The sequence below is a fragment of the Sorangium sp. So ce363 genome, from assembly GCF_051520435.1.
Lineage (GTDB): Bacteria > Myxococcota_A > Polyangia > Polyangiales > Polyangiaceae > Sorangium > Sorangium cellulosum_B.
Genome location: NZ_CP150333.1, coordinates 3725686 through 3744585, shown reverse-complemented (window position 1 = coordinate 3744585; position 18900 = coordinate 3725686). Strand labels below are relative to the sequence as shown.

Annotated in this window: 13 protein-coding genes; 3 read left to right on the top strand and 10 right to left on the bottom strand. The window is 70.9% G+C overall.

The genetic code is table 11. The features are described from left to right. Positions 1 to 2: 2 nt before the first annotated feature. The 5 genes from WMF12_RS14365 to WMF12_RS14345 form a co-directional block, all read right to left on the bottom strand. The gene (locus tag WMF12_RS14365; protein WP_437872003.1) at positions 3 to 3137 is read right to left on the bottom strand and encodes an efflux RND transporter permease subunit; all 3135 of its coding nucleotides are present in this window, start codon (positions 3135 to 3137) and stop codon (positions 3 to 5) included. A gap of 10 nt (positions 3138 to 3147) precedes the next feature. After that, a complete protein-coding gene (locus tag WMF12_RS14360; protein ID WP_437871997.1) occupies positions 3148 to 4512 on the bottom strand; it encodes an efflux RND transporter periplasmic adaptor subunit in 1365 nt (454 codons plus the stop codon). A gap of 1 nt (position 4513) precedes the next feature. Beyond that, positions 4514 to 4843 (bottom strand): hypothetical protein, encoded by a 330-nt coding sequence (locus WMF12_RS14355; protein WP_437871993.1) that lies wholly within the window; start codon positions 4841 to 4843, stop codon positions 4514 to 4516. Positions 4844 to 5182: 339 nt separating this feature from the next. Further along, a complete protein-coding gene (locus WMF12_RS14350) occupies positions 5183 to 5473 on the bottom strand; it encodes a hypothetical protein (protein ID WP_437871990.1) in 291 nt (96 codons plus the stop codon). A 311-nt stretch (positions 5474 to 5784) separates the two neighbouring features. After that, positions 5785 to 6900, bottom strand: coding sequence for an STAS domain-containing protein (locus tag WMF12_RS14345; protein ID WP_437871988.1), 1116 nt, complete (start codon positions 6898 to 6900; stop codon positions 5785 to 5787). A 247-nt stretch (positions 6901 to 7147) separates the two neighbouring features. Between WMF12_RS14345 and WMF12_RS14340 the strand changes: the two genes are divergently transcribed. Beyond that, entirely contained in the window at positions 7148 to 8239 is a 1092-nt protein-coding gene (locus WMF12_RS14340; RefSeq protein WP_437871982.1) for a serine hydrolase domain-containing protein, read from the top strand. On the opposite strand, the gene WMF12_RS14335 is transcribed toward WMF12_RS14340, so the two are convergent. Further along, positions 8223 to 8978: a LytR/AlgR family response regulator transcription factor gene (locus WMF12_RS14335; protein WP_437871977.1), complete on the bottom strand. Its 756-nt coding sequence runs from the start codon at positions 8976 to 8978 to the stop codon at positions 8223 to 8225. The genes WMF12_RS14340 and WMF12_RS14335 overlap by 17 nt on opposite strands. After that, complete coding sequence (locus tag WMF12_RS14330) at positions 8975 to 10009, bottom strand: sensor histidine kinase (RefSeq protein WP_437871970.1); 1035 nt, start codon at positions 10007 to 10009, stop codon at positions 8975 to 8977. The genes WMF12_RS14335 and WMF12_RS14330 overlap by 4 nt, the downstream gene beginning before the upstream one ends. A gap of 211 nt (positions 10010 to 10220) precedes the next feature. On the opposite strand from WMF12_RS14330, the gene WMF12_RS14325 reads away from it, so the two are divergent. Both WMF12_RS14325 and WMF12_RS14320 read left to right on the top strand, forming a co-directional pair. Beyond that, a complete protein-coding gene (locus WMF12_RS14325; RefSeq protein WP_437871966.1) occupies positions 10221 to 11729 on the top strand; it encodes a 3' terminal RNA ribose 2'-O-methyltransferase Hen1 in 1509 nt (502 codons plus the stop codon). Next, a complete protein-coding gene (locus WMF12_RS14320) occupies positions 11726 to 14293 on the top strand; it encodes a polynucleotide kinase-phosphatase (protein ID WP_437871963.1) in 2568 nt (855 codons plus the stop codon). The genes WMF12_RS14325 and WMF12_RS14320 overlap by 4 nt, the downstream gene beginning before the upstream one ends. Positions 14294 to 14388: 95 nt before the next feature. On the opposite strand, the gene WMF12_RS14315 is transcribed toward WMF12_RS14320, so the two are convergent. From WMF12_RS14315 to WMF12_RS14305, 3 genes are all read right to left on the bottom strand, one after another. Next, a complete protein-coding gene (locus tag WMF12_RS14315) occupies positions 14389 to 16260 on the bottom strand; it encodes a cellulose binding domain-containing protein (RefSeq protein ID WP_437871959.1) in 1872 nt (623 codons plus the stop codon). A 291-nt stretch (positions 16261 to 16551) separates the two neighbouring features. Then, positions 16552 to 18099 (bottom strand): cellulose binding domain-containing protein, encoded by a 1548-nt coding sequence (locus WMF12_RS14310; protein WP_437871955.1) that lies wholly within the window; start codon positions 18097 to 18099, stop codon positions 16552 to 16554. Between the two features lie 578 nt (positions 18100 to 18677). After that, on the bottom strand, positions 18678 to 18881 hold the full coding sequence (locus WMF12_RS14305; RefSeq protein ID WP_437871953.1) for a hypothetical protein: 204 nt from the start codon (positions 18879 to 18881) through the stop codon (positions 18678 to 18680). Between the last annotated feature and the right edge of the window lie 19 nt (positions 18882 to 18900).

The following is an 18900-nucleotide window of genomic DNA, read 5'->3' as shown; positions in this document are numbered from 1 at the left end:
GGCTACTCCGCCGCAGGCGACAGGGCCGGGCCGGCGCGCCGCGGAGGCTCGGAGGCGCCCGCCTCGCCGGCGGCGTCCGCGCGGAGCCTCCCGCCGACCACGCTGTAGAGCGCCGGCAGGACGAGCAGCGTGAGCAGCGTGGAGGAGATCACGCCGCCGATCACGACGGTCGCGAGCGGGCGCTGGACCTCGGCGCCGACGCCCGTGTTCAGCGCCATCGGCACGAAGCCCAGGGAGGCGACGAGCGCCGTCATGAGGACCGGGCGGAGGCGCCGCTCGGCCGCGAGCTCGATGGCGTCCCGCACGGGCATCCCGGCCGCGGTGTGCTGCCGGATGGTCGAGACGAGCACCATGTCCCCGAGCACCGCGACGCCCGACAGCGCCACGAACCCGACGCCCGCGGAGATGCTGAAGGGCAGATCGCGAAGCCAGAGCGCGACGACGCCGCCGATCGCGGCGAACGGGACGCCCGTGAAGACGCGGACCGCATCCAGGAGCCGCCCGTACGTGAAGTAGAGCAGCAGCAGGATCAGCCCGAGCGCGATGGGCACGACGACGAGCAGGCGCGCCTGCGCCCGCTCGAGGTGCTCGAACTGCCCGCCGAAGCGGACGTAATAGCCGGGCGGGAGCTCGACCTCCCGATCGAGCCCCGCCCTCGCCTCCTCGACGAAGGTGCCCACGTCGCGGCCCCGGACGTTCGCCTGCACGACGATCCGGCGCTTGGCCCACTCGCGGTTGATCGCGGCCGGCCCCTCGGTCGTGCGGATCTTCGCGAGCCGCGCGAGCGGGATGCGCTCCCCGCCGGCCGCGGTGACCAGGATGCGGCCGATGGAGGCAGGGTCCTCCCGGTAGCGATCGTCGATGCGCAGCACCACGGGGAAGCGGCGCTCGCCCTCCTGGAGCTGCCCCACCTCCCGCGCGCCGAGGGCCTCGACGACATCCAGGACGTCGGCGGCCGCGATGCCGTGGCGGGCGATGGCGGCGCGGTCGACCTCGATCTCGAGCACGGGCTGACCCGTCACCTGCTCGGTCACGACGTCCGCGGCGCCGGGGATCTTCTTGAGGGCGGCCTCGATCTCGCGCGCCTTCTGCTTGAGCGTGTCGAAGTCGTCGCCGAACAGCTTCACCCCGAGATCGGCCCGGATCCCCGCGACCATCTCGTTGACCCGCATCTCGATCGGCTGCGTGTAGATGACGCGCATGCCCGGCATCCCCGCGAGCTCGGACTCCATCACCTGGACGAGCTCGTCCTGCGTGGCGGCGCGCTTCCATGCCTCCCGCGGCTTGAGCGTGATGAACATGTCGGACAGCTCGAGTCCCATCGGGTCCGTCGCCACCTCCGCGGTGCCCGTGCGCGTCCAGACGCGCTCGATCTCGTCCGGGAACCTCTCCAGCAGGACCCGCTCGAGCCGGGTGCCGTAGCGGATCGACTCGCCCGCCGAGACCCCCGAGAGCCGCACGGTGTTGGCGACGAGGGTGCCCTCACGGAGCCGCGGCACGAACTCGGCGCCGAGCCGCGTCGCGAGGAAGGCCGCGTTGCCGAGGAGCAGCACGGCGCCGGCGAGCACCGCCCAGCGCCACCGCAGCGCGAGGTGCAGCGCGGGCCGGTAGGCCCGCTTGAGGAGGCGCACGAGCACGTTCTCGCGCTCCTTCATTCGGCGCGGCAGGAGCAGGCTCGCGAGCGCCGGCATGAGCGTGAGCGACAGGATCATCGAGCCGATGAGCGCGAAGATCACGGTGAGCGCCATCGGCCGGAACAGCTTCCCCTCCGCCCCCTCGAGGGCGAGGATCGGCAGGTAGACGATCATGATGATGAGCTCGCCGAACATCGTCGGCTTGCGGACCTCGATCGAGGCGTCGCGCACGACGTCCGTCGTGCTCCGGTCGCTCGTGTCCTCCGAGAGCCGCCGGACCGAGTTCTCGACCATGATCACCGAGCTGTCGACGACGAGGCCGAAGTCGATCGCGCCGAGGCTCATCAGGCTGCCCGCGACGCCCGCGCGCAGCATGAGGTCGAACGCGAAGAGCATCGACAGGGGGATGGCCGAGGCCACGATGAGCCCGGCGCGGAGGTTGCCGAGGAAGGCGAAGAGCACCGCGACGACGAGGAGCGCGCCCTCGAGCAGGTTCTTCCTTACGGTGCCGAGCACCTTGTCGATGAGCTCGGTGCGGTCGTACACGACGGCGACGTCGACCCCTGGCGGCAGGCTCTTCTCGACCTCCGAAAGGCGCGCCTTGAGCCGCGTCGTGACGTCGTGGCTGTTCTCGCCCATCAGCATGAAGCCGAGGCCGAGCACGACCTCCCCCTTGCCGTCGGCGGTGACCGCGCCCCGCCGGATCTCGCGCCCCTCGACCACCCGGGCGACGTCGCGCACCCGGATGGGCGCCCCGCCCTTGGCGGCGACCACGATGTCCTCGATGTCGCTCACGCGCGTGGCGATGCCGATGCCCTGGATCAGGCTGGATTCGCCGGCCTGGTCCAGGTTGCCCCCGCCCACGTTGGCGTTGTTGCGCTCCAGGGCCTCGGAGAGGTCGTGGAGCGAGAGCCCCCGCGCGGTGAGCTCCGCCGGGTCGACGAGCACCTGGATCTGCCGCTCATCGCCGCCCCACGCGTTCACCTCGGCCACGCCGCGCACCGAGCGGAGCTGCGGCGCGATGACCCAGTCGTGGACCGTCCGCAGCTCGCTCAGCGACTTGCCCTTGCCCGTGACCACGTAGTGGAACACCTCGCCGCGCCCGGTGGCGACGGGGCCGAGCTCCGGGCGATGGATCCCCGGCGGCAGCGTCACGGTCTGGAGCCGCTCCATGACGACCTGGCGGGCCAGGTAGATGTCCGTGTCGTCCTCGAAGCGGGCGGTGACCTGAGAGAGGCCGAAGCGGGAGAGCGAGCGGACCTCCTCGAGCCTGGGCAGGCCCGAGATGGCCTGCTCGACGGGGGCCGTGATCTGGCGCTCGATCTCGACGGGGGAGAGGGCCGGGGCGACGGTGTTGATCTGCACCTGCACCGGCGTCGTGTCCGGGAAGGCGTCGATCGGCAGCTGACGGAACGCCAGGACGCCCGCAAGGGAGAGGCCGATCGAGGCCAGGATCACGAGGAAACGGTGGCGGAGCGACCAGGTGATGACGGCGTTCAGCATCGCGCGCGCCTCAGTCCTCGCCGCAGCAGCCGGCGCCGATGCTCTCCTTGAGGGTCTCGGTCTTGAGCAGGAAGCTCCCTTCGGTCGCGACCTCCTCGCCCGGGCGCACGCCCCTGGTCACCTCGACGACATCGCCCTCGGTCGCCCCGATCTCGACCCGCCGCGCCTCGAACTGGTCGTCCGCGAGCCGAACGAACACGAGCTTCACCGTCCTCGCGCGCTGCACGGCTGCGCGGGGCACCACGACCGCCGCGCGGGATGGGGCGAGGATGCGCGCCCTGCCGAACATGTTGGCCCGCAGCGCGCCGCCCGGGTTCGCGAGCGGCACGCGCGCCTTGGCGGTGCGCGTGGCCGGGTCGATGGCCGGCGCCACGTAGGTGATCTCCCCCTTGAGCTCGCGCCCCGCGATCCCGTCGACCTCGATGACAACGGGCTGCTTCAGCGAGACGGCCGGGAGGTCGGTCTCGGGGACGTCGAGCTCGGCCCACATGCTCGAGACGTCGACCACCTCGAACAGGGTCTCCTCGACGCCGACGAGCCTGCCCACGGTCGCCTTGCGCTCGGTCACGATGCCGGCGAGCGGCGTGGTGAGCGTGTAGCCCCCGCTGCCGCCCGCGCTCGCGCCCACGACGGCCAGGGAGGCCGCGAACGAGGAGCGCTCGGCGCGCGCGGCGTCGAGCTCCTGCTGCGCGGCGAGGACGCTCCGGCGCGACGAGATCCCCTCCTTTTCGAGCTGCTCCTCTCGCTTCAGGTTCTCCTCGGCGATCGTGAGGCGCGACTGCGCGCTGGCCAGCCGCGAGCGATCTGCCCCGACCTCGGCGCTGTCGATGACCGCGAGCGGCGCGCCCTTCTTGACCTCCGCGCCGACGTCCACGTGGAGCTGCCGGACGACCCCCGCGGCGCGGGCGTTGATCTCCGCCACCTTGAGCGCGTCGTAGACGATCCTGGCGGTCACGGGGATGCCGCCGCCGCCCTGACGCTCGACGGCCTTCGCGGTGAGGATCCCGGCGAGCCGGGCCGTGTCCTTGGTCTTGAGCTTGACCTTCGTCCCGTCGGCAGGCGCGCCGTCGCTCGCCACGTCGGCCGCCGGCTTGCCTCCGCGCTCGGGGTGGCAGATGGGGCAGATGGACTCCGGGAGCTCGTGCTCTTTGCACCAGTCTCCCTTCGCCTGGAAGATGGGGGCGAGCCTCGGATTGCACTTCGTGCAGAGCGCTTCCAGCACGCCGTGCTCCTTGCACATGGCGCCCTCGACGGGCGCCGCGGCCTTGGGCTTGGCCTCCGCCTTCTCCTGAGCGGCGCGGTCGGTCCCTTTGGCCCCGCACCCCGACAGAACGGCGAGGAGCATGAGCAACACGATGTGAACGCGGCGGGGCATGTCAGCTCCCCTTCGGCGGCCTGACGATCTTCAGGTCGGGGTTGCACTTGAGGCACTGCGACTCGGGCAGCCCGTGCTCCGCGCACCAGTCGTTCGTGGCCTTGAAGGCCGGGATCAGCTCCGGGTTGCAGCGGGTGCACTGCGACTCGGGCACCTGGTGCTCTCCGCACCAGTCCTCGTGGGAGCCGGGCTTCACGTCGGCCGGCGCGTGCGCCGCATTCGCCTGCGTCTGCTCGGGCGCCGCCTTGCCGGCGCTCGGCGCCTCCTTCGAGCACGACACGGCTCCGAGGGCGACGACGCAGAGCACGAGCGAGATGGAACGAATTTTCATGGGTGTATCCTTCCTTGTTGTTCGCAACGTCACGTGACGGACGAGTCTCGGGCACGCCGTCGCCCTCACGCGCCAGCGCGCCGCCGCTCAGCGCAGCACCGCTATCACCGCCGCCGACTTGCCCGCGAGCGTGATGCGCGAGCTAGGTGGAGCAGCGCTGAACGGACGCGCTGGAGCGGGCGCGCGACGACGCGTCGCGAGCATGCCTTCCGCTCGGACCTGGCAGGGCGCTGAACCACGCCGCGATCGCCTGAGGCCATCGAGGGCTGACGGGGCCCACGTGGAGCTCACAGGAGCGCGATCGACGGCTCGGGCCGGGGAGCGGCCATCAGCGCCGTGCTAGGCGCGGGGCCTTGGGACGTGGAGCACCTCGCGCGCCTCGGGCGACGGGGGTGCGCGCTCGGGCACGAGCATCAGGAGCTCCACGGAGGAGGGCGCGAGCAAGACAGGAACGATGGGCGAGGGTGGGACCGCCGGGGCTCTCGCCGCGCAGCACCCCGAGGCGCAATCCAGGGGACAAGGGCAGTCCCCCTGGTCGTCATCGTCGGGACACGACTCGCCGCAGTCGTCGACGGCCACGAAGGCGTACGCCACGGTCAGCTGGCTCATGACCAGGGCGAGCACGATCACGGAGAGCAGCCGGACGAGCCGCCGCGTCCATCGGGATCGGGGATGTTGCCTTCGCTGCCGAGTCACGAGCCGACAGAGGCTACCATGTGGACCGAGGGGAGCGAGCACCAACAGCCGCAGGGCCGGCCAGGAGACACCTTCCGCAGCAGCCGTGCTCGCCGCGCCACGTGGCGACGCCCTCCTTGACGACGAGCGCGGCGATGACCAGGGCAGCGATCGGGTCCGCCCACCACCAGCCGAGCGCCCCGTTGAGCCCGATCCCGGCGAGCGTCGCGAGCGAGAGCCAGACGCCCCGCCACGGCCAGCCATCGTCACGCGCCTGCAGGCTTGTCCGACAGCGATTGGATGCACATCCGCAGCCCCTCGCGGAGGTTCCGCAGCGTGGTCACGGCGGACAGCTCGAGGCCGAGCGACGTGATCAGCGCGGCCACCGCGGGGCGCACGCCGGTGATGACCCCCTTGGCGCCGAGCAGCTCGACCGCGCGGATGATCCGGATCACGTGATCGGCGGTCTCGCCGTCGATGCTGTCCACGCCGGTCATGTCGAGGATCGCATAGCGGGAGCCTGTCCTGACGATGGCGTCGAGCAGCTCCTCGGTGATCACCCCGGCCCTCACCCCGTCGAGCGTGCCGATCAACGGGAGCGTCAGCACGCCGTCCCACACCTGGATGATCGGGGTGGCGAGCGCGCGGAGCTCGTGCTGCTGCCGCTCGATCAACGACAGCTTGTCGCGGAGCTCCTGCTCGGTCCGCTGGAGCTCCTCGGCGATGCGGGCGCGCTCCTCGACCTCGCGCTTCAGCTTGTGCAGCGCGATGGCCAGATCCGTCTTCGTCGCCCGCTCCTCGTCGAGCAGGTGCTGCAGCCGGTCCTCCAGGCTGGTCGTGGCGGGGCGCACCGTGAACTCGTCGTGGGCGTCGCCCCGGGCGGCGAACGACGTCTGCTCGACGTCGCACTCCTCCCCGAAGAGCCGGGTGCAGAACCCGGCCAGCTTGCCCGCGATCATGCTGCTGCCCCAGCAGACGTCGAGCTCCTTCTGGTAGACCGACTCCCACCCGTTCACCACGCGGAAGCGGGCCTCCTTCCGCTCCCGGTCCAGGGAGAGCACGTGCCACACGCCCCAGCCCGCCGTGGCCGCGCCGACGCCGAGCGCCTTGAAGCCCTCCTCGAACGTCGGATAACCGGAGATGTAGGTCCAGTCGTCGTCGATGCTGAGCCGCCCCCCGCTCTCCACAGCGAGGTTGAAGCGCTCGGTCCCCGCCATCCGCTGGAAGCCGGACATCAGCCCAACCACGCTGCTCGGCAGGAACATCGACACCGAGGGGACGCCGGCCCAGGTGCACTGCCCGTTCTCGAGATCCCACTCGATCGCCATCCCCCCGACGACGACGCGGATCTTCTTGTCCAGAAGCTCAGGGCTTGTGCTCATAAATTCTCCGAGTCCACGAGCGCACCCGCCCGCCTGCCGCAGTGTACCGGCTCGACCCGGCGCGCGTCGCCCTCGACGGGCGAGCCACGACTGGCCTCGGTCCGGCCAAGACGGCGCTCTGGGGCTCGGGACGCGCTGCCGCCGCCCCACGTGCTCGTCCCGCGGAACCCGCCGCTCGTGGCCGAGAACCTGGCGCTCGTCGGTTCGTCCCTGATCTTCGCGAGCTCGGCTGGCAGTCTGGCGCGGCATGAAACCAATCTCGCAATGGCTGATGGCAGCCGGCCTGGTCACGCTGGCTGTCCCACAAACTGGGTGCAGCGGGGAGTCGCCCGCACTTCCCGAGCGGGACGAGCTCCGCGAGGAGCTCGAGCGTCGCCTCTCGGACGCGGCCGCGGCCGGGTTCTCCGGGTCGGTGTTGGTCACGGTCGACGGGGCCGAGGTGCTCGCGAGCGGCTACGGCTTGGCGGATCGAGACAACGACATCCCCAACGTCGCCGGCACGGCGTACGACTTCGGCTCCGTGATGAAGGACCTGACCGCGACGGCCATCTTCAAGCTCGAAGGCGACGGCGCGCTCGCGGTCACCGACTCGCTCGCGACCCTCTTCGATGACGTACCGGCCGACAAGGCCGAGATCACGCTCGTTCAGATCCTCCAGCACCGCGCCGGGTTCGACGAGTACCACGACACGGAGGGTGACTTCGAGCCGATGACGCGGCTCGAAGCACGCCAGCGGATCTTCGCGCAGGAGCTGCTGTTCGAGCCGGGAAGCAACGAGGAATACTCCAACTCCGGCTACACGCTGCTCGCCGACGTCGTGGAGACCGTCTCGGGACGAGCGTTCACGGACTACGTGCGTGACGAGCTCTTCGCTCCCGCCCACATGCGACAGAGCGGGTTCTTCGGTGACCCGATCTGGGAGCAGGTCGACACCGCGATCGGATACGACGCCTCGACCTTCGGGGAGAACGACCCCGCCGGATGGCCGTACACCTGGTCGCTCGTCGGCAATGGCGGGCTGGTGACGACCGTCTCCGACCTCGAGCGCTGGCTGGTCGCGGTCTGGAAGGGGGAGGTGCTCGGTCCGGCCGCATTCGAGTCGTACGAGACGCATTACCTCTCGGGCGGCGCCCACGACTTGGAGGGCAAGACGGTCTACGCCGCGGCCGGCGCCGGGGACTATGGCCTTGGAGGGGTTGCGGTCGACTGCCCGGCGGCGAACACGCGCGTGATCCTCGGGACGAACACGTACGATGTGTTTGACATCGAGGGCTTCGGGATCGAGCTGGCGAAGCTGGTCCTCTCGGCCGAGAGAGGCGAGCTCAGTCGGGCAGAGTGATGCCGACGGTGTTCTCCAGGAGCCGCTGCCGGACCTCTCGCGCGCGATCGCGCGAGACGGGCACGCGGAGCCCTGGACCGACCTCGAGGATCAGCTCCCCGTCGAGCCGGCCGAGCCCGTGCACGTGCGCCGGAGCGACGAGCCAGTTGCGGTGCACGCGAAGGACACGGTCGCCCAGCGTGGCCCCGAGCGCGTTGAGCGAGAGGTCCACCGAGAACACGCCGTCGACGTGGTGGAGATAGGTGAGCCGCTCCGCCGCCTGAAACGCCAGCATGCCGTCGAGGTCCAGGAAGACCAGGCGGTCGTCTTTTCGCGCGACCAGGCGGGGGTTTCCTGCGCTCGGGGACGGCGCCCGGCGTCGCTCGAGGAGCCGCGCCACACACGTGGTGACGCGGTCGAGCGTGAACGGCTTGAGGAGATAGTCGACCGCGCCCATCTCGAACCCATCGAGCGCGTGCTGCGCCAGAGCGGTGGCGAGCACCACCGCCGGCGGGCTCGCGCGATCCGAGAGGGAGCGGGCGAAGTCGAGGCCCGACGTGTCTCCAGGGCGATCGACGAGGCGGATATCGACGAAGACGGCGTCGATGCCGACCTCGATGCGATCGAGCGCCTCTCGAGCCGCCTCGACGCTCGTCACCGCGGCGATGGTCCCGAAGCTCCCGGTATCGCGCAGCAGCTCCACGAGGAAGTTGCGCGCCGGCCACTCGTCCTCGACGACGAGAGCAGAGAGCTGTTTCATGCGGTCCTCCTGGGCAGCGTGACCTCCAGGCGCGTCCGGCCGGGCTTCGAGTCGATGCGCAGCGACGCGTCGGCCGATTCCAGGGCGACGCGGCGCCGCACCAGCGCGAGCCCCCGCCCCTCCGGCGGGACAGCGGCCAGGTCGAAGCCGGGGCCCTCGTCCTCGACGGCGCAGCGCAGGTGTCCTGCCTCCCCGGTGATCTGCAGGACGACACGGCCGCGCTCCCGTCGGCGCAGCGCGCCGTGGTGCACCGCGTTCTCCAGCAGGGGCTGAAGCAGCAGCACCGGGAGCACGCAGTCGTCCACCGAGGCGTCGACGTCCCATTCGAACGCGAGCCGCCCGAAGTGCCGAGACTCCAGGATGCGCGCGAAGCCCCGCAGCCAGCTCACTTCCTCGCGGACCGTGTGATGGGATCGCCGCGATCCCTGCATGATGTCCCTCAGCAGGTCGCCGAGCGTCGCGATCAGGGCGCGAGCCTCGGCCGGCTCTTCGGTCACCAGGCCGGCGATCGTGTTGAGCGTGTTCAACACGAAGTGAGGCTCGAGCGCAGCGCGGATGTGCGCGAGCTCGACCTCCTGGCGCAGCGCGCGCCGCTCGTGCTCGAGCCTCCGCTCGACGCCGATCTGTCGAGGCAGCTCGATCAGGAGGGCCCAGAAGCCGAACAAGGCGTCGCCGTCGAAGAAGCCCACGACGGCGGTGGCCACGAGCGGCCGTCGCGGTCCTTCTGGAAACACCTCGGGCAGCGCCGTGGCGACCAGGAAGAAGATGGTGTTGGTGATGGAGCTGGCGATCCCGGCGGTGAACGCGAGCACGACGAGCTGACGCCAGATCGGCGCGCGCTGCGGTTCGATGCGGCGCGCCACCAGCGTGAGCGCGCCGAGGACCGCCGCGACCCACACCGCGGTGCCCAGCCCGCGCCAGGGCTCGAAGCTTCCATGGTCGATCCAGTCGAGGAGCCAGAGCACGGCCGTGGTGATCACCACGGCCTTGCCGACGTGGGCCTTTCCCTCGCTCGCGGGCTCCTGCGTCACCCGTTCAACGCTAGCAGCGCCGGGCCCCCGGTGTCGGGGAAGCCGCCTCCGTGCGGTCGCGCGCCGCTCGCGCGCGATCTCGCTCCATCGCCGGTCCCCGCGCGGCGACAGATTCCCTGTCTGCCGCGCTCGGGAGCGGCGCTCGCCGCGCGCGGGCGCACCGCGGCCGCGATTGTGGCGAGTCGCTCCGCTCACGTAGACTGCGGCCCCGATGCTCCTCACGCTCACCACCACGCACCGGCCGGCGACCGACCTCGGCTACCTGCTCGTCAAGAACCCTGCGAACACGCAGTCGTTCCCGCTGTCGTTCGGCAAGGCGCACGTGTTCTATCCGGAGGCGACCGAGGAGCGGTGCACCGCCGCGCTCCTGCTCGACGTCGATCCCGTGGACCTCGTGCGCGGGCGCGGCGCGGGCGAGCCCGGGACGCTCGCGCAGTACGTGAACGACCGGCCCTACGTCGCCTCGTCGTTCCTCTCCGTGGCGATCGCGCAGGTCTTCGGCTCGGCGCTCGGCGGCAAGTGCCGCGACCGCCCGGAGCTCGCGGACGCGCCGATCCCCCTCTCCGCCACGATCGAGGCCCTGCCGTGCCGAGGCGGAGAGGCGCTGCTCCGGCGGCTCTTCGAGCCGCTCGGCTACGAGGTCGCGGCCGAGCGCCTCCCGCTCGACGAGGCGTTCCCGGAGTGGGGCCAGAGCGCCTACCTGCGCGTCTCGCTCGCGAGGACGTGCCGGCTCAGGGAGCTGCTCGCGCACCTCTACGTGCTCGTGCCCGTGCTCGACGACAAGAAGCACTACTACGTGGGCGACGCCGAGGTCGACAACCTCCTCGCCAAGGGCAAGGGGTGGCTCGCGGAGCACCCGGAGCGCGAGGCGATCGCGCTCCGCTACCTGAAGCACAGCCGGCCGCTCTTCCGGGCCGCGCTCGCGCGGCTCGTGGCCGACGACGAGGCGAGCCCCGAGGAGGCCGAGGACGAGAAGGCCGCGCCCGAGGACCGGGGCGAGGCGCGGATCAGCCTCGACCAGGCGCGGCGCGAGGCCGTCGTCGCGGCGCTCCGCCGGGCCGAGGCGAGGAGCGTGCTCGACCTCGGCTGCGGCGAGGGCAAGCTGCTGAAGCGCCTCGTCGACGAGCGCGTGTTCGAGCGCGTCGCGGGCGCGGACGTCTCCGTGCGCAGCCTCGAGATCGCCAAGAACCGGCTGCGCCTCGACGACCTGCCCGACAAGCAGCGGCGGCGCATCCAGCTCTTCCAGGCGTCGGTCACCTACCGCGACGCGCGCTTCTCGGGCTACGACGCCGCGACCCTCGTCGAGGTCATCGAGCACGTGGACCTCTCGCGGCTCGGCGCGCTCACGCGCAGCGTCTTCGAGCACGCGCGGCCGCGCGTCGTCCTCGTGACCACCCCGAACTCCGAGTACAACGCGCTGTTCGAGGGGCTGCCGCGCGGCGCGCTCCGCCACGGCGACCACCGCTTCGAGTGGACGCGGGCCGAGTTCCACGCCTTCTGCGAGGGGGTCGCGGCCGCGCACGGCTACGCCGTCGAGCACCTGCCCATCGGCCCGATGGATCCGTCGCTCGGCGCGCCGACGCAGATGGCGATCTTCACGCGCGAGGGCAGCGCGGGCGGCACGAGCAGCACGAGCGGCGCGGGCGGCGGAGAGGCCCAGGACGGCGGCGCGGGCGGCGCGGGTAGCGCCCTCGCGCAGGCGACGGAGGTGGCGTCATGAGCGAGCAGGCCCCCCTCATCGTCCCTTCCCTCTCGCTCGTCGTGCTCATCGGCGCGTCCGGCTCCGGCAAGAGCACGTTCGCGAGGGCGCACTTCAAGCCGACCGAGATCCTCTCGTCCGATCACTACCGCGGCGTCGTGTCCGACGACGAGAACGATCAGGCCGCCAGCGGGGCCGCCTTCGAGGTCCTGCACTTCATCGCGGGCAAGCGGCTCGCGTCGGGGCGGCTCGCCGTTGTCGACGCGACCAACGTGCAGGCGGACGCGCGCAGGCCGCTCGTCGCGCTCGCGCGCGAGCACCACGTGCTGCCGGTGGCCATCGTGCTCGACATGCCGGAGAAGCTCTGCCACGCGCGCAACGCCGGCCGGCCGGACCGGCAGTTCGGCCCGCACGTCGTGCGGGGCCAGAGCCGCGAGCTGCGCCGCTCGCTCAAGGAGCTCCGGCGCGAGGGCTTCCGCTACGTGCACGTGCTCTCCTCCCCCGAGGAGGTCGCGGCGGCCACGATCGAGCGGCAGCGCCTGTGGACCGATCGCCGCGACGAGCGCGGTCCGTTCGACATCATCGGCGACGTCCACGGCTGCTTCGACGAGCTGGTCGAGCTGCTCGAGGCGCTCGGCTACAAGCTGGAGGGGCTGCCGGACGCGCCGCGCGCGTCGCACCCCGAGGGCCGGCGCGCGATCTTCCTCGGCGACCTCGTGGACCGCGGGCCGCGCTCGCCCGACGTGCTGCGCCTCACGATGGCGATGGTCGAGTCGGGCGCCGCGCTCTGCGTGCCTGGCAACCACGACGTGAAGCTGCTGAAGAAGCTGCGCGGGCGCGACGTGAAGCCGACGCACGGGCTCGAGCGGACGCTCGAGCAGCTCGAGGCGGAGACGGACGCGTTCAAGGCGAAGGCGGCGGACTTCATCGACGGGCTCGTCAGCCACTACGTGCTCGACGACGGCAACCTCGCGGTCGCGCACGCGGGGGTGAAGGAGGCGTTCCAGGGCCGGGGCTCGGGCGCGGTGCGCGAGTTCTGCCTGTACGGCGAGACCACGGGCGAGACCGACGAGTACGGCCTGCCCGTGCGGTACAACTGGGCCTCGGAGTACCGCGGCAAGGCGATGGTGGTCTACGGCCACACGCCGACGACGGTGGCCGAGTGGGAGAACCGCACGATCTGCATCGACACGGGGTGCGTGTTCGGCGGCGCGCTCACGGCGCTCCGCTACCCGGAGCGCGAGCTGGTCGAGGTCAAGGCGCGCCGCGTGTACTACGAGCCCGTGAAGCCGCTCGCGCCGCTCGCGGGCGAGACGAAGGCCGAGCCGCGCGGGCAGGCCTACGACGTGCTCGACATCGACGACGTGCGCGGCCGGCGCGCGATCCGGACGCGGGTGCACGGCATGGTGACGATCCGCGAGGAGAACGCGGCGGCGGCGCTCGAGGCGATGAGCCGCTTCGCCGTGGATCCCCGGTGGCTCATCTACCTGCCGCCGACGATGTCGCCGAGCGAGACGGCGAAGGACGGGGGCCTGCTCGAGCACCCGCGCGAGGCGTTCGCGTACTTCCGGCAGAACGGCGTGGGCCGCGTCGTCTGCGAGGAGAAGCACATGGGGTCGCGCGCGGTGCTGGTCGTGTGCCGCGACGAGGCCGCGCGGCGGCGGAGGTTCCGCCTCGACGAGGGGCCGCTCGGCGTGTGCACGACGCGCACGGGCAGGCCGTTCTTCTCGGACGAGGCGCGGAGCCGGGAGCTCATCGACCGGGTGCGGGCGGCGATGGATCGGGCGGATCTGTGGGCCGAGCTGCGCACGGACTGGGTCTGCCTCGACGCGGAGCTCCTGCCCTGGTCGGCGAAGGCGCAGGATCTCCTGCGCGGCCAGTACGCCGCCGTGGGCTCGTCGGGCCGCGCGTCGCTCGACGCGGCGGTGCGGGCGCTCACGATGACCGCCGCGCGCGACGAGAGCGCGCGGGGGCTGCTCGAGCGGCACGCGGCCCGGAAGGCGGCGATGGACGGGTACGTGGCGGCCTACCGGCGTTACTGCTGGCCGGTGCGGTCGCTGGCGGACCTCCGGCTGGCGCCTTTCCACCTGCTCGCGAGCGAGGGCGCGGTGCACGCGGCGCGGGACCACGGCTTCCACCTGCGGCAGCTCGCGCGGCTCGCCGAGGTCGATCCGGCGTTCTTCGTGGAGACCCCGCACCGCGTTGTCGACCTCTCGGACCCGCAGAGCGAGGCGCAGGCGGTGGCCTTCTGGACGGAGATGGTCGAGCGCGGCGGCGAGGGCATGGTGGTCAAGTCGTGGGAGTGGGTGGTCCGCGGCCCGCGCGGGCTCGTCCAGCCGGCGATCAAGTGCCGCGGGCCGGAGTACCTGCGCATCATCTACGGGCCGGAGTACCTGGCGCCGCAGCACCTCGCGCGGCTGCGCCACCGCAGCGTGTCGGGGAAGCGCGCGCTCGCGCTGCGGGAGTACGCGCTCGGCCTGGAGGCGCTCCACCGCTTCGTGGAGGGCGAGCCGCTCCATCGCGTGCACGAGTGTGTGTTCGGGGTGCTGGCGCTGGAGAGCGAGCCGGTCGATCCGCGGCTGTGACGGGGGTCGGCCAGACGTCTGGCGATGAATAGCCAGACGTCTGGCCGTCGAGCTCGGCGGCGACGATCCCGAGGGAGGCGCCGCGCCGGCGAGGCTCAGGGCACGGCCATCTCGAACGCCACCGCGTAGTTCGGCTGCGCGGTCCCCGTCATCGAGCCGACGAAGGGATCGGAGTCGCGCAGCTGGCCCGAGCGCCACGTCCGCCCCGAGAACGCCGTGCCGTCGCTGGTCATGGCGTAGCCGACCCAGACGCCCGTCGCGGGGAGATCGCTACCGACCGTGATGCGCACCGTGTCGCCCGAGATCGCGACGGAGCTGATCGGGATCCTGGTGCTCGCCGTGCGGACCTCGAAGCCGCGCCCCTGCGCCCACTCGGTGAGCGCGCTCTGGTGCGGCGCGGGGAGCGAGCTGTCCCAGGCGAGCGGCGGCACGGGCACGTGGAAGTGCACCGTGATCACGCGACCGCTGCGCTCGACCCGCGTCGGCTGGAGCGGCTGCCAGTCGCGGCCCTGCACGACCTTCTCGCTATAGATCTGCCCGAGCTTCTCGCCGAGCCGCTCGTAGCCGATCGCGGTCATGTGGATGTTGTCGCTCGCGTACGGGTACTGGTACTTCGGCCCCGAGCAGATGATGTCGCCCGGGCGGTCGATCCCGGCCTGCCACTGCGCGAGCGTGGCTGCCGACCGCTGGTTCGAGCCGCTCGGATAGGCGTGCTGCTGGGACACGAACATCGGGATCGACCGGGTCTGCCCGGTCAGCGGCTTGAGATCGGCGTTGTAGTCGGACCAGAGCTTGATGAGGTCGTTCTTGTAGCTGGAGCTGCCGGCGTCCGACTCGCCGTGGGTGATCACGATCGCGCCGACGCCGTACGTCTTGCCTGCCGCGCCGGCGAGGCGGGCGATGGCGGCGGCCTCGAACAGCGACGCCGCGTAGGCCCGACCCGTCGAGCCGGTGTCGGTGGCGCCCTTCCGGATGACCGACATGGCCTGTCCGCTCTCGCCGACGACGGTGTGAACGCTGATGTAATCGCCGCCCGTCGCTGCCTGCACCAGCGCCGTGATCTGGTCCCCCATGGCCGTGTGCGGCGACTCGCCATAGATGTTGCGCGGATACGCGCTCGGGTAGCCCGTGGCCAGCGCGCGGATGGGCTCGACGAGCGGCACCATCGAGAGCGAGCCGTTCCTCGGATCGAAGGGCGGCACGGAGGCATTGCCCAGCGAGAGCTTGAGGTTGTGACGGCGCTGGGTGGTCGCCCTGGCCGGCGTCCCCTGCGCCCCGACGGACAGGCTCTGACCGGTCCCGATGATGCCGGCCCAGTCCCAGCCAGGGCCCGCGCCTCCGCCGCCCGAGCCGCCGCTGCCGCCTGCGCCGCCGCTGCCGCCTGCGCCTCCGCTGCCGCCCGCGCCGCCTCCGCCAGAGCTGGCCGAGGAGCTGCTGCTGGAGCTGCTCGAAGCGCTGCTGCTCGAGCTGCTCGAAGCGCTGCTGGAGCTGCTCGAGGCGCTGCTGGAGCTCGCCGACGTCGAGCCGCCGTTCCCGTTGCCGTTGACCGACGTGATCGAGGGCTTCCCCGTGCCGTTCGCGCAGAACCCCCAGGTCGTCGACGCTCCTGCTCCCGTCGACGCTGCTCCCAGCGAGCCGTTGTAGCTCTCGTTGGTGGCGTTCAGCTGCCCGTTCGACTGCGTGATCCGCGCGTTCCACGAGCTGGACAGCGTCGCGCCGTTGAGCGCGATCGAAAGGCCCCAGGACGTGCTCGGCTTGGAGCTCGCGTTCCTCACGGTCACGTTGGCGCAGTACCCCGTCGACCACTGCGACTGGTACGACAGCTCCGCCGACATCGTCCCGTCCGAGCTGAGCAGCTCGCCCTCCAGCGACAGGATCTCTTCGTCGTCCGGAGACGCGGCGATGCAGGCGGCCAGGCAGCAAGCGATCGAGACTGAGCCCCAGCTCAGCAAGCTAGCAAAGCGCATGAATTTTCTCCTGAAAGCGGCCGAACGGGCCGCAAGCAAACTCCCTAAGATACCACGTTGGAACCGCGGAGGACACAGAGCTCCTTCGCGGGGGGGGCAGGGAATTCCCCCCAACCACCAAGTCACGCTCTCGTCTGTGCCTTCTGCGCCTCGTTGATTCCTTCTCTCACGAGGCCAGGAGCGAGCTGCAGCCGCTCGGCGACAGAGCGCTCCGCGGCTGACTCGGGTCCGGGCTGCTCGGGCCGCGCGGGGCGCGGCGGGAGGGGGCCCGCGGGGCGCGGGCCCGCTTCGTCACGGCGACAGCGTCACGGACTTCGCGTCGAGCGCGACTTCGTAGTAGCCGTGCGGATCCCAGTTCAGCGGAACGCCGTTCTGCTTGAGCGTGCCGCCGGCGACCGTCACGCGCAGGTACTTGCCCGGCGGGAAGTTGGCGGGGAGCTGCCACGTGTAGGTCGTCGCGCCGCCGGACGTCGAGGTGGTGGCGGAGGAGACCGCCTTCTGGCCGCGCCAGTAAGCGCCGACGTTGACCACGCTGTCGAGCCACATGTCGCCGAGCGCCTTCGAGTGCTTGACGTGATCGACGAAGGCCTGGAGCCCTATGGGCTGATAAGCGCCGTCGGAGCCGCCGGTGAAGCCGTGCACCAGGACGGTGCGCCACTTCTTGGCGTCCCGCGCGCTCGTGACCTGCTGGTCCAGCACCGTCGTGGAGGCGCCGGTCGGCGGGATGTAGCAGGGCAGCGTGAACGGATCAGTCGAGTCGTTCGGCCCGATGAGGTTGTTGGCCACGCCGCGGTTGATGAGGAAGCGGGTCCTGGCGATGCCCGTGTACACGGACGAGCCGTTCGGCGCCGCCATCGTCCACACCTTGGTCCCGAACCTGCTCTCGATGAACTGCGTCGCGGCGTCCGTATCGGAGCCGCTGTCGTTGCTCGAGTGGCTCTTCGTGTGGTTGCCGAGCTCGTGCCCGTCGCTCAGCGCCCTTTGCCACACCGAATTGGTCGATTCGGTCTTGCCGGTCTGGAGGTAGAAGGTGAACGGAACGTCGAGCGCGTTCAGCGTGTCGTAGTTCTGGATCTGGCTCGAGTTCGAGTCGTCGAACGTGTACGACACGGCGCCCGTGAAGCCGGCCCAGTTGATGACCCTGAACCCGCCGGCCGCGCCGGACGGCTTCGCCACGTTGCTGGGGCCTGGGGGCGTCGGAAGGCCGGAATTGACCACCGGGCCTCCACCGCTGCCGCCCGCGCCTCCGCCGCCTGAGCCTCCGCTGCCGCCTGCGCCGCCTGCGCCAGAGCTGGCCGAGGAGCTGCTGCTGGAGCTGCTCGAAGCGCTGCTGCTCGAGCTGCTCGAAGCGCTGCTGGAGCTGCTCGAGGCGCTGCTGGAGCTCGCCGACGTCGAGCCGCCGTTCCCGTTGCCGTTGACCGACGTGATCGAGGGCTTCCCCGTGCCGTTCGCGCAGAACCCCCAGGTCGTCGACGCTCCTGCTCCCGTCGACGCTGCTCCCAGCGAGCCGTTGTAGCTCTCGTTGGTGGCGTTCAGCTGCCCGTTCGACTGCGTGATCCGCGCGTTCCACGAGCTGGACAGCGTCGCGCCGTTGAGCGCGATCGAAAGGCCCCAGGACGTGCTCGGCTTGGAGCTCGCGTTCCTCACGGTCACGTTGGCGCAGTACCCCGTCGACCACTGCGACTGGTACGACAGCTCCGCCGACATCGTCCCGTCCGAGCTGAGCAGCTCGCCCTCCAGCGACAGGATCTCTTCGTCGTCCGGAGACGCGGCGATGCAGGCGGCCAGGCAGCAAGCGATCGAGACTGAGCCCCAGCTCAGCAAGCTAGCAAAGCGCATGAATTTTCTCCCAGGAGCGGCCGGAGGGGCCGCAAGCAATATCGGTAAGATGCCACGCCGACGCGCCGCGCGCAAAGCATATGACACGGCGCGCTCAACCTATCTTTGTTTCGTGTTCCGCTTCGTGTTCCGCTTCGTGTTCCGCTTCGTGGTCCGCTTCGTGGTCCCCCGATTTCCGATTTCCCATTCTCGATGCCGACCAGCGACCCTTCGATCACACCACGTACCGAGTCAAGAACAATTGCTCTCTCAGCCCGCGACGGATCAAACACCATGCTGTAGTTCAATGTAACGAAGCAGCACAGGGCACATCGGCGAGCCCACAGCCATCAGTGGCAACGAAACTATTCATCGACGCGATTCGCCGACATCGCGTCTCCCATGGCCACCCGGGTTCCTTGAAGAGAAACTATTTGAACCACAGGCGCACAGAGCACACGGATGCTCCTCTGTGCCCTCGCTGCCTCTGTGGTTCGTGCGCGACATCAGGGCCGCGCATCGAGTGATGCGGTAACAGAGCACCCCTCAGCGCCGAGGTCGCAGCGCGCGCCGGCTCGACCGCGGGGATGACAGGGTTGTTACGGCGACAAGGTGAGCGCGCCCGCGTCGAGCTCGATCTCGTAGTAGCCGTGCTCGTTCCACTCCAGCGCATTTCCCCCCTGCGTCAGCGTGCCGCCATCCACCGTGACACGGAGGTACTTGCCCGTCGGGAAGTGCTCCGGCAGCGTCCACGTCCAGGTCGTCTCGTCGCCGGACGTGTCGCTCGTCGCCTCCGCGAGCACCCTCTGACCGACCCAGTAG